At 72.7% G+C, this 8669-nt stretch carries 6 protein-coding genes and 1 pseudogene; 4 read left to right on the top strand and 3 right to left on the bottom strand.

Features of this window, described 5'->3' with window-relative positions; translation table 11 throughout:
• Window positions 1-118 precede the first annotated feature (118 nt).
• Together LCD31_RS21085 and sodN are read right to left on the bottom strand one after the other, a co-directional pair.
• A pseudogene (locus tag LCD31_RS21085) lies at window positions 119-475 on the bottom strand (histidine phosphatase family protein); the annotation flags it as partial.
• Between the two features lie 124 nt (window positions 476-599).
• A complete protein-coding gene (gene sodN / locus LCD31_RS21080) occupies window positions 600-1007 on the bottom strand; it encodes a superoxide dismutase, Ni (RefSeq protein ID WP_224960478.1) in 408 nt (135 codons plus the stop codon).
• Between the two features lie 110 nt (window positions 1008-1117).
• Between sodN and LCD31_RS21075 the strand changes: the two genes are divergently transcribed.
• Window positions 1118-1432 carry a S24 family peptidase gene (locus tag LCD31_RS21075; RefSeq protein WP_224960476.1) on the top strand — a complete coding sequence of 105 codons (315 nt, stop codon included), beginning with the start codon at window positions 1118-1120 and terminating at the stop codon, window positions 1430-1432.
• An 81-nt stretch (window positions 1433-1513) separates the two neighbouring features.
• Window positions 1514-3115, top strand: a complete 1602-nt coding sequence (locus tag LCD31_RS21070; protein ID WP_224960474.1) for a GMC oxidoreductase — start codon at window positions 1514-1516, stop codon at window positions 3113-3115.
• A 42-nt stretch (window positions 3116-3157) separates the two neighbouring features.
• Here the strand turns inward: LCD31_RS21070 and LCD31_RS21065 are convergent, their stop codons facing one another.
• The gene (locus LCD31_RS21065) at window positions 3158-3769 is read right to left on the bottom strand and encodes a dTDP-4-dehydrorhamnose 3,5-epimerase family protein (protein WP_224960473.1); all 612 of its coding nucleotides are present in this window, start codon (window positions 3767-3769) and stop codon (window positions 3158-3160) included.
• A gap of 448 nt (window positions 3770-4217) precedes the next feature.
• Between LCD31_RS21065 and LCD31_RS21060 the strand changes: the two genes are divergently transcribed.
• Window positions 4218-5420 (top strand): NADP-dependent malic enzyme, encoded by a 1203-nt coding sequence (locus tag LCD31_RS21060; RefSeq protein ID WP_224960472.1) that lies wholly within the window; start codon window positions 4218-4220, stop codon window positions 5418-5420.
• Between the two features lie 396 nt (window positions 5421-5816).
• Window positions 5817-8531: a bifunctional diguanylate cyclase/phosphodiesterase gene (locus LCD31_RS21055; RefSeq protein WP_224960505.1), complete on the top strand. Its 2715-nt coding sequence runs from the start codon at window positions 5817-5819 to the stop codon at window positions 8529-8531.
• The last annotated feature ends 138 nt before the right edge of the window (window positions 8532-8669 follow it).

Here is an 8669-nt window from a genome sequence, read left to right as displayed (position 1 = left end):
CCCCGGGGGCTCCCCCCCCCGGGCTCCCGCCCCCGGCCCGGGCCCCCCCCCCCCCCCGGGGGGGGGGGGGGGCGGGGGGGGCCCCCGGGGGGGGGGGGGGGGGGGGCCGGGGGGGGGGGGCCCCCCCCCCGGGGCAGGGGTGCGTCCACACCGTCCAGCCCGGAACCTGCTCGCGGATCTCCGGGGTGGTGCGGCCCTCGTAGTCGCCGTAGTCCCACTCGGCCAGCAGCGGTTCGACCTCGGCGGTGAGCCCGGCGAGTTCGGCGGTGCGGCGGGCGCGGCCGCGCGGGCTGGCGAGCGCGGTCAGCGGTGCGTCGCCGCGCAGGGCGGTGAGGGTGCGGGCCGCGGCGGTGGCGAGCTCCTCGCCCCGCGCGGTGAGCGGGACGTCGGTGCGCCCGGTGTGCTTGCCGCTGCTGGACCACTCCGTCTCGCCGTGCCGCAGCAGGAAGACCTTGCGTTCGCCGGATTCCGCCACGCGGCGAAGTCTAGGCGGCCGGGCCCGCGGCGCCCGCCGCGCCACCGGTGCGGGGGCCCGAACGCGAGAACGGCGCCGTCGCGCGGTGTTCCCGCTGCGGCGGCGCCGTTCGGCGACAGCGACCTCAGCCCTGCTTGGTCTCCCAGAAGATCTTCTCGATCTCCGCGATGTAGTCCAGCAGTTCCTGGCCCTTGGCCGGGTCCATGGAACCCTTGGTGCCGGTCGCCCCAGCGGCCTTGGTGGCCTTGTTGACCAGCTCGTGCAGCTGCGGGTACTTCTCGAAGTGCGGCGGCTTGAAGTAGTCAGTCCACAGCACCCACAGGTGGTGCTTGACGAGCTCGGAGCGCTGCTCGGCGATGATGATCGCGCGAGTGCGGAACTCGAAGTCCTCGTTGTTCTGGTACTTCTCCTGCACGGCCTTGACGGACTCAGCCTCGATCCGCGCCTGTGCCGGGTCGTAGACCCCGCACGGCAGGTCGCAGTGCGCGGTGGCTTCCAGGCGCGGGCTGAGGATACGGGACAGTAGACCCATCATTCCTCCCTGACAGTGAATGCTCCGACGTGCGTGACCCTACTCGTGACGATCTCGTGCGTCTTCCTGGAGGGACCGCTGCGGGGGTGCTCTCGACCGGAGGTGGGACGGTGTCCGGGCTGGATCGGTGGCGGTGGCGCCGGGTGCTGGTGCGCGGGGCGTCGATGGTGCCCGCGCTGCGCGATGGGGACGTGGTGGTGGTGCGGACTCGCGCGGTCGCCCGGGCGGGTGATGTGGTGCTGGTGCGGTGGGCGTCGCGACCTGCGCAGCTGTCGGTGAAGCGGGCGGTGCGCCGGGAGGGCGCCGGGTGGCACGTGGTGGGGGACAACGCGTTCGGCTCGACGGATTCGCGGGAGCTGGGGCCCGCGGCGGTGCTCGGCGTGGTGGCGTGGCGGTTGTGGCCGAGGCCACAGCGGCTCCGCTGAAGTGATACCCGTTCACTTCGTTTGCACCGTTTATGTGAACAGGGTTCACAACCGTGGGTGCGCGCTGCATCATCCAGCGTCATGACTCTCTCCCGCCGGCGCATGCTCGGTCTCACCGCGCTCAACGCGGCCGCCGCCCTCGGCCTCACCACCGTCTCCACCCGCGGGGCGGTCGCCGCAGGCCGGCGCACCACCGTGCCCGCCGTGGTGATCGGCTCGGGCTACGGCGCGGCCACCACCGCGCTGCGCCTCGGCTCCGCGGGAGTGCCCACGCTCATGCTGGAGATGGGGCGGCTCTGGGACACCGCGGGCTCCGATGGGTCGATCTTCTGCGACATGCTGCGACCCGACCACCGCAGCAGCTGGTTCCGCACCCGCACCGAAGCACCGCTGGCCAGCATCCTGTGGCTCGACCTGGTCAACCGGGACGTGAAGCCGTACGCGGGCGTCCTGGACCGGATGCACTTCGACGAGATGGACGTCTACGTCGGCCGCGGCGTCGGCGGCGGCTCCCTCGTCAACGGCGGCATGGCCGTCACCCCCGAACGGGACGACTTCGCGCGGATCCTGCCGGGCGTCGACCCGGAACCGATGTACCGGCGGTACTACCCGCTGGCGAACCGGATGCTCGGCGCGAACTCCCCGGACCCCACCTGGTTCGAGGACACCGACTGCTACGCCTACGCGCGGCTGTCCCGCAGGCACGCCGAACGCGCCGGGTTCGGCACCACCTTCGTGCCGAACGTCTACGACTTCGACTACATGCGCCGGGAAGCCGCCGGTGAGGTCCCGAAGTCCGCGCTCGCCTCCGAGGTGATCTACGGCAACAACCACGGCAAGCGCAGCCTGGACAAGAGCTACATCCCCGCCGCCCTCGGGACCGGCAACGTCACCCTGCAGACCCTCACCCGCGTCACCTCGTTCCGGCAGGAGGCCGACGGGACCTACGTGCTCACGACCGAGCGCATCGACGAGCTCGGCGAGGTCCGCGGCACCGCCGAGATCGCCTGCGCGCACCTGTTCCTCGGCGCGGGCAGCCTCGGCTCCACCGAACTGCTGCTGCGCGCCCGCGACACCGGGGCGCTGCCCGACCTGCCGGCCGGGCTCGGCGAGAAGTGGGGGCCGAACGGCAACGTGATGCTCGGCCGCGCCAACCACCCGTGGGACACCACCGGGCTCGTCCAGTCGGGCATGCCCGCGCTCGGCATCGACAACCGGCACGACCCGGACAACCCGGTGTTCGCCGAGATCGCGCCGGTGCCCGCGGGCATCGAAACCTGGGCCAGCCTCTACCTGGCCATCACCCGCAACCCCGAGCGCGGCCGCATCGAGTACGACGCGGCCACCGACTCGGCGCGGCTGCGCTGGCGCGAGGCGCAGGGACAGCCGTCCATCGACGCGGCGAAGGCCGTGTTCGACCGGATCAACCAGGCCAACGGCACCGCCTACCGGCACGACCTGTTCGGCGACACCAGGGCGTTCGAGAACCGGTTCACCTACCACCCGCTGGGCGGCTGCGTGCTCGGCGACGTCACCGACGCGTACGGGCGGGTGCGGGGCTACCGGAACCTGTACGTCACCGACGGCTCGCTGATCCCCGGCTCCACCGGGGTGAACCCGTTCGTGACGATCACCGCGCTCGCCGAGCGCAACGCGGAACGGGTCCTCGCCGAGGACTTCTGAGCGCGCGGTCGCCCCGGCCGGTGCGTCCCCCCCCCCCGCCGGTCATGCCGCGGCGCGGAGTTCGGCGTAGCGGCGCAGGCAGGCGTCGTAGTCGGGCAGCAGGCCCGCGTCGGCGGCCGCCGCCAAGGTCGGCGCGGCGCGGTCCTTGTCCGAGAGCACCGGTTCCCCGTCGAGGTGCTCGGCCCACGGCAGGCCCAGTTCCGGGTCGAGCGGGCTGATCCCGTGCTCCGCCGACGGCGTGAACGGGGTGGAGCACAGGTAGCTCATCACCGTGTCGTCCTCCAGCGCGACGAACGAGTGCCCGAGCCCCTCGGCGACGTACAGCGCCCGGTACTCCGCGGAGTCCAGCCGCACCGCCACCCACCGCCCGAACGTCGGCGAGCCGACCCGCACGTCCACCACCACGTCGACCATCGAGCCGCGCGGGCAGTACACGTACTTCGCCTGCCCCGGCGGCACGTCCGCGAAGTGCACGCCGCGGATCACGCCGCGCGCCGAGACGCTGTGGTTGGTCTGCCCGAGGCGCAGCGGGTGCCCGACGGCCTCGACGAACGCCGCCTCCTGGAACGGCGCGGCGAACAGGCCGCGGTGGTCGGGGAAGGACTTCGGGGTGAACTCGTGCACGCCGGTGATGTCGAAGGAGCGGATTTCCACGTCCGCAGCGTAACCACCTCATTTTCCGCTTCCGCCGCTGAGCGCCGGGGTGGCGGAACCGCGGCGCGGGGTCGGAGCCGGCAGCGGACGCCCGGCCCACCGGTCGCTCGAACCGCCGCCGGCCGGCCGCGCGGAAAATCGGGAAATGTTGCGCCACCGAGAACTGCCCGCAGGAAACCGCCCGCGTGACGCCCGACCTGCTCGATCAAGTCTGTGACCCTGGTCGCTGACAGCGCGGAACCCGCGCTGGCAGACTGGCCGGACCGCAGCGTCCACCGGTTCGCTTTCCCGCACCAGGGAAACCGGCACCGGTCGTCCCGACGCCCGTCGCACCCGGTACCGCCCGGGAGCCCTGACGAGCGCGTCGCCGGGTGGCTGTACGTCACCCATTCGCTCCGAAACCCGGGACCACCCGGTTTTCGCAGGCCATGGCAACAGGAGGGACGCCGTGACCACTGTGAACGATCGCACTCCCCCCGCCGCGAGCGGCGCGGAACTGACCGACGACGAGATCTTCCACGCGCACGAGGGCGGCAAGCTCGGCGTCGACGTGACCGCGCCGCTGGACAGCGCGCGCGACCTGTCGATCGCCTACACGCCCGGTGTGGCCAAGGTGAGCCGGGCCATCGCCGCCGATGAGACCCTGGCCGACCGCTACACCTGGACGCAGAACCTGGTGGCGGTGGTCAGCGACGGCACCGCGGTGCTCGGGCTCGGCGACATCGGGCCGCGCGCCTCGCTGCCCGTGATGGAGGGGAAGTCGGCGCTGTTCAAGACCTTCGCCGGGCTCAACTCGATCCCGCTGGTCCTCGACACCACCGACGTCGACGAGATCGTGGAGACGATGGTGCGGCTGCGCCCCTCGTTCGGCGCGGTGAACCTGGAGGACGTGGCGGCACCGCGGTGCTTCGAGCTGGAGCGCCGCCTCATCGAGGCCCTCGACTGCCCCGTGATGCACGACGACCAGCACGGCACGGCCGTCGTGGTGCTGGCCGCGCTGCGCAACGCCGCGAAGATCGTCGGCCGTGAGATGTCCTCGATGCGCGTGGTCATCTCCGGTGCGGGCGCGGCCGGCGTGGCGTGCGCGAAGATCCTGCACACCGCCGGGGTCGGCGAGATCGTCGTGCTGGACTCGCGGGGCGTGCTGCACTCCGGGCGGGACAACCTCACGCCCATCAAGGAGGAGCTGCTCGGCTACACCAACCCGCGCGGCATCACCGGCGGGCTGGAGAACGCCCTCGACGGGGCCGACGTGCTCATCGGCGTCTCCGCCGGCCAGATCCCGGAGGAGCTGGTCGCGACGATGGCCGACGACGCGATCGTGTTCGCGCTGTCGAACCCGGACCCGGAGGTGCACCCGGACGTCGCGCGCAAGCACGCGGCGGTCGTGGCCACCGGGCGCAGCGACTTCCCGAACCAGATCAACAACGTGCTGGCCTTCCCCGGCATCTTCAAGGGCGCGTTGCAGGAGAACTCGCGGATGATCACCGACCGGATGAAGGTCGCCGCCGCGGAGGCCATCGCCGAGGTCGTCGCCGAGGAACTCGCCGCCGACAAGATCGTGCCGAGCCCGCTGGACCCGCGGGTCGCGCCCGCCGTGATCAGCGCCGTCGCCGCGGCGGCCCGCGCGGACGGGGTCGCCACCGCCTGATCCCGCCGCGGGGATCGGACATCCGGACCACTGGGGCGCACCGTTCGAGGTGCCCCCCAGTGGTCTGTCCGGTGGGCTTCGCCCGCGGCGTTCGCGTCATGACAGCCGGTGCCCGTCGTCACACGCGCGGGTGGTACCGATCGAAGGGCGACCAGCGGTTCGCTGCGGAGTCCGTGCCGGTAAGGTCAGGTCCGTAACTCGCTGTGGTGCCGATCACGTGCGGGATGGTCGGTCTTCGGTCGTGTGCCCGGTGAACGTGGCCGCTACGCAGGAGGGGTGCTGGTGACCGATCGGTACGACGGAACGCCCGCTTCCGGGGCGAGAGGCGTGACGGAACCGGCGGCGGACGGGGCGGCGGGCTCGCTCGACGACGCGGGATTACCCGACGCACCCGCGATGCTCAGCGCCGCGGACGGCACGGTCCTGCGGGTCACCGAGCAGGCCGTGCGGCTGGCCGGGGTCGCCGACGCGGCCGAGCTGCTCGGTTCGCGGCTCGGTGAACTCGTGGTGCGCGCCGGATCGGTGTCGCTGCTGCGCGGAGCCCGCGACATCGCGGTGCGGGTGCTGAGCTGGCCCTCGCCGCGGGACCCGTCGCTGCGGGTGACCGTGCTGGTGGACGTGCGCGACCTGCTGCCCGAGGACGCCGCCGCCTCCGGCGCGGAGATCGCCGACGAACGCGCCCGGCTCATCGAGGCGCAGCGCATCGCGAAGGTCGGCAGCTGGAGCGTGTATCCCGAGACCGGGCAGATGTACCACAGCCCGGTGCTCAAGGAGCTCTTCCACGCCAGCGGCACCGAGGACGCCTTCGACGGCGTCAACATGATCGTCGCGGTGCGGCCCGACGACCAGCCGAAGGCCGAGGACTTCGGGGCCCGGCTGCGCGCCGCGCCCGTCGGCAAGCTCGTCGAGGTCGAACTGCGCGACCACACCGACCGCGTCTTCCTGTGCACCGGCCGGGTCGAACGCGACGCCGCCGACCGGGTCGAACGCATCGAAGGCACCGTGCAGGACGTCACCGAGCAGCGGCTGCTGGAACGGCAGCTGCGCGACGAGCGCCGCAAGCTGCACGACGCGCAGCGGGCCGCGCGCCTCGGCACCTGGGAATGGGACGCCGCCACCGGCATCACCCAGCTGTCGGAGATGATGCGCGAGATCTGCGGGCACCTGCCCGGCGAGGCCACCAGCTACGAGAGCTACCTGCAGGGCGTGCACCCCGAGGACCGGGACCGCGTCGACGAGGCCTGGCGCGGGTTGTCCCAGTGCTTCGAGCCCGTCGAGGTCGAGCACCGCTTCGTGCGCCGCGACGGCGCCATCCGCACCCTGCGTGCCCACGGCACCGCCATCCGCGACCCCGACGGCCGGATGGTGCTCGTCGGCACCGCGCAGGACGTCACCGAGCAGCGCACCGCGCTGACCCGGATCGAGCGGTCCACGCAGCGGTTCACCGATCTGGTCGCCGTCACGCCCGTCGGTATCGGCCTGTTCGACCAGGACGAGCACCTCGTCGACGCCAACGACGCGCTGTGCGACCTGCTCGGCTACCGGCTGGAGCAGCTGCGCGGGATGAGCGCGCGGCAGATGACGCACCCGGACGAGCGTGATTCGGGGCTGCGCGCCGCCTCCGACGAGAGCGCCTCGTCCCGCGCCGGGCGGCGGAAGGTGCCGCAGCGGCTGCTGATCCGCTCCGACGGCGAACCGGTGTACTGCGAGCTGCACGTCGCGCTGTCGGTGCAGGACGACGGCACCCGGTTCTGGCTCGTGGTGTTCCAGGACATCACCGAACGCCGCCGTGCCGCCGAAGCGCTGCGCTACCAGGCCACCCACGACGACCTGACCGGGCTGCCGAACCGGGCCGCGGTCAAGGAGCTGCTCGGCACCCTGCTCGGCAGCTCCGATCCGGCCGGGGTCGCGGTGCTGTTCTGCGACATCGACAACTTCAAGCGGGTCAACGACTCGCTCGGCCACGACGCGGGCGACGAGCTGCTGGTGGCGTTGGCGCGGCGGCTCGAAGGCGGGCTGCCCGAAGGCTGCACCGCGGCGCGGCTCTCCGGTGACGAGTTCCTCATCATCTGCTCCGACATCGCCACCGTCGGCGGGCTCGACTCGCTCGCCACCCGGGTGTCCGGGCTGCTGCGCACCGCGGTGCCGGTGCACGGGCAGCTGATCCGGGTGTCGGCGTCCATCGGGGCCGCGGTGCCCAGCGGTGGTGGTTCCGGCGGGGAGGACCTGCTGCGGTTCGCCGACGCCGCCATGTTCGAGGCGAAGCGGCGCGGCGCGGGCAAGGTGTCGCTGGCCAGTCCGGCGCTGATGGCCTCCGCGGACCGGCAGCTGCACCTCGAAGGGCAGCTGCGGGAAGCGCTGAACAACGACGGGCTGACGTTGCACTACCAGCCGGTGGTGGCCTCCGACGGCACCGTGCTCACCGCCGAGGCGCTGGTGCGCTGGCCGCACCCGGACCGCGGGCTGCTCAGCCCGGACGCGTTCCTGCCCGTCGCCGAGCAGGGCGACCTGCTGCGCGAGCTGGACCGGTGGGTGCTGCGCACCGCGCTGCGCGAAGCCTCCACCTGGCCGGTGCCGAACGGGCGCCAGGTCGGGATCGCGGTGAACCTCGCCGGGCTCGTGCCCGGGGGCGCCGACTTCGTGGACGTCGTCGCCGACACCGTCGCCGAATGCGGGCTCGACTGGAACCGGGTGGTGCTCGAACTCGTCGAGACCGCGCTGGTCGACCTGCCGTCCCGCACCCGGCAGGCGATGGGGGAGCTCGTCGCGCGCGGCGTCCGGTTCGCGGTGGACGACTTCGGCACCGGCTACTCCTCGCTGGCGCGGCTCAAGGACCTGCCCGCGCAGATCATCAAGGTGGATCGGCGGTTCGTGGCCGGCGTCGGCGGCGACCCCTCCGACTTCGCCGTGGCGCAGGCCGTCGTCGGGATGGCGCGGGCCATGGGGCGGTTGTGCGTCGCCGAAGGCGTGGAGACCGCGACCCAGTTCCACGTGCTGTCCGGGGTGGGGGTGGACGCCTACCAGGGGTGGCTGTTCTCGCGGCCGATGCCGGCGCGGGAGTTCCGGGCGCTGCTGGAGACGGGCCCGCTCCCACTGACCAACGATCGGTGAGATCCCTCCGCTCGTGCTGCGCAGCTCTCGGGTGGCGGAACCTCAGCGCCCTCCTCGCTGCGGGATCTTTTTCCCGCTGCGGGCGGGGTCGCCGGCCCCGGGGGGAACGCTGCTGGGGACTCGCGGGTGATCAGGTGG

It is taken from the genome of Saccharopolyspora sp. 6M, from assembly GCF_020176775.1.
In the GTDB taxonomy this organism is placed as follows: Bacteria; Actinomycetota; Actinomycetes; order Mycobacteriales; family Pseudonocardiaceae; genus Saccharopolyspora_C; species Saccharopolyspora_C gregorii.
The sequence above is the reverse complement of the archived record's forward strand: the minus strand, read 5'-3'. Positions and strand labels throughout refer to the sequence as shown.